Annotated in this window: 1 protein-coding gene; it reads right to left on the bottom strand. The window is 61.2% G+C overall.

The window, feature by feature from the left end; all coding sequences use genetic code 11:
* Window positions 1-137: 137 nt before the first annotated feature.
* On the bottom strand, window positions 138-2,939 hold a 2,802-nt coding region (locus ABX749_RS28055; protein ID WP_372898939.1), incomplete at its 5' end, for a hypothetical protein.

Raw genomic sequence — 2,939 nt, 5'->3', positions numbered from 1 at the left:
CGGATCACTAGGGCCAGCGGATCACTAGGGCCAGCGGATCACTAGGGCCAGCGGATCACTAGGGCCAGCGGATCACTAGGGCCAGCGGATCACTTGGGCAGCGGATCACTTGGGCAGCGGATCACTTGGGCAGCGGATCACTTGGGCAGTGTCACGTTGTTGAACTGGGCGTCTTGCATGACCGTCTGGAACTCAAACGTCTTCAGATTCAACAGCATCCTCGGCGAATGCGTTTGGAAGCCCTTGCGACCGTCCGGCCACGTTTGCCGCACGAAGGCACTTTGGCCTTGGGTCCCTTGGACGTTCAACCAGGATTTCTTCGATTCGTACGACACCCGCGCCGCGGTGCCTTCGATCAATCCCCGCTTTTCGGTGTTCGTCCGTACGACCACGCCGCCATCGGCGATCATTTCCCATGGCGTCGGCATGCCGGGAATGCTTCGCAAGTCGGCGGGAGTTCCCGGCGAAACGCCAAATTTTAATTGTCGGCAATCCATCGTCATCTCGCCGACAGCCAACCGTTCCATTTGCGCTACATCGACGACTTCATCCCAGGATGACACCTTGCGGACGCCGGTGCGCACCCCGCCGGAGAATTCCAACGTCTCGTGCTTCAGGTCGCCGTGCATCGCTTCGCGGAACGTCAGGTGAACGCCTTGCAGCACCAAGCCGCCGAGATGGTCTGACTGGGCAGCCTCCGGAGCCAGGATCGAACTGTCCTGATCCATCAACATCCAGCCGCGATACCATCCCGGCCCCGTGCCCAACAGTCGGCCGCCGTCGCCGGGCGAAAAATCCAGACGGGCTGCGGTGATGACGTGGACGGACTGGGTGGCCAAATCAGCCGAACGCTGTTCCGCCCGAACAATGACCGCGTGCTGATCGGTCTCAACAAGACTGACGCTGGAAAGCTCCGCCGTCGCCATGGAAGCTCGATCCATGAACTGAACCGGATTGGCCAACGTGATCTGCATTTCGCCGCCGTTCATCCGGGCCAACCAAGGATCGGAGCCACTGACGAATTCCGAGTCGATTTGAACGCCACCGGTGAGCAACGCGGCTTGACCATCAAATTGCATGTTGCCGCCCCATCGGCACAGCGGCGGTGACGTCCAGTCGATGGACGAGACCGAAAGCGCGTCACCACCCGCAGACGCCTCCCCCGCGAGCGACTCGGCAACCTGCGGTTCGGCGGGTTTTGACGCGGCATCGCGCGCGAGCAGTTCCGCGGGAACCTTCATCTCGCCGGCACCGGTCACTTGAACGACATTTTCACCCGGCCACACCTTGATCATCGGGCCGACAAAGTACCCGTCTCCCATTCGCAATCGGGCCGGTGCGTTGGGGCCGCTGCCGAGCTGCAGATAGTCCTGCCCGGAGGCCTGGGCAACGGCGCTGCGTTGCATCCGCATCGTCTGGCCGGACATCTGGATCGGCAGCGTGGTCGTGCCGGCGTTGACTTGGTGTTCGACCAACACGTCTCCGACAATGCTGACGTCTTTCGGTTGAACCCCGGCCGGCGTGATCAACAATTCTGCACTGACGTGATCTCCGCTTAGCTTGGGTCGTGGGCGAGCGACGGGGGAACGCAATTGGCTCGATCGGTCAGGCTGACGAGAAGGGTCAGGCTGATTGACAAAACTGGCCAGTCCACCCGGCGAGGTCGCTGCCGGACGTGCGCCCGGTTGGCCAGGTGCCGGCAGAATCGCACCACTCGTCTTTTCGGCTGTCGTTCGTTTCCCAAAATCCGCCGACGGCTGGAAAAACAGACTCAACCGGTTCGTGTTGGCGAGCAATTCGTTCGAATCGATCGTGACTGATTCCAGCGCATGAAAGCTTTCCGGAAGCAAGGTCATGGTGCGTTTGAATTGCTGAGCCGGCTGAACGATTGACTCGGACGATTCCGGTTGACCGATCAGTGAGGAGCCGCCGAACGAGTCGACGGGGTGTTCGACGTAATGCGGCTTCAAGATGCCTTCGACCGCTCCGGCACGGGCGATGCCGCCGTCGGACAATCGGGCTTGGATGTCGCCATCGATCTGATACCGCAACTTGCTCTGCTCTCGTTTTTCCTTGACCGCCGTCAGGGTCGCCTGTCCCGTCGGCTGCAACTTGAAGCTTTCCGTCCAACTGACATCGCGGAGCATGATCCCGGCATCGTTAATGGAAACGTGCCCTTGGCCACGGACATCGATCACACCGATTGTTTCCGGCGTTTCGGGGTTGAACTGGTAGGCGAAACGGTCGAGCGTGGCTTGCAGGTTTCCGCGCCGGATCACGACCGGGTGGGCGCTGTCGGGTTCGGGGGCGGCATCGGCGATCAACAGCCCGCCGACGGCATCGAATTCAATCTCGTCTGCGGCAAGTTGAAAGTCATAGGACGTCAGTCGGATCCGGGCGGGCCGACCGGTGGCATGCACGCGGTCAATCCAATCGAGCGGCCCGCGGCGAACGACGGAGCGGTTGGACGGATCTCGCAAAATCAGGTCCACCGTGTCGCAGGTGAACGTGTCGATGGGTTGTCCCCGCACCGTCCGCACCATCGTGATCGAATCGCGCAACGACAGCCGATCGAGGGCAAAGTCGTAGACCAGCCCATTCTTGCATTTGATCGAGATCTCGCCCTGATCGTCCTCCGCTTGCTTGGTCCCGATCCGGCGCGGTCGATTCGCGTTCTGGGCGGGGTCATTGAGCGGAATACGCAGCTCTTCCAGATAGACCAAGTCCATGCGATCCAACAGCGTCGAGGGGACTTCGGCTTTGGTCGCGGAGGTTGCCGAAGCGGCCAGATAGATGGTCAAGTCGCTGCCCACCAATTCGGCGCCGGCGACTTGCATGGCGATCCGCTCGGTCGTCCAGACCTTTCGGTTGTCGATTCGAACGTTGCGGGTTTGCACGGCCAGGGTGTCGCTGCGTTTGGTCGTGCCCCTTCGCTCGAT

The sequence above is a fragment of the Stieleria sp. genome (assembly GCF_041595215.1).
In the GTDB taxonomy this organism is placed as follows: Bacteria; Planctomycetota; Planctomycetia; order Pirellulales; family Pirellulaceae; genus Stieleria; species Stieleria magnilauensis.
Note: the sequence above shows the minus strand (reverse complement) of the source record. Positions and strands in the feature narration are given on the sequence as shown.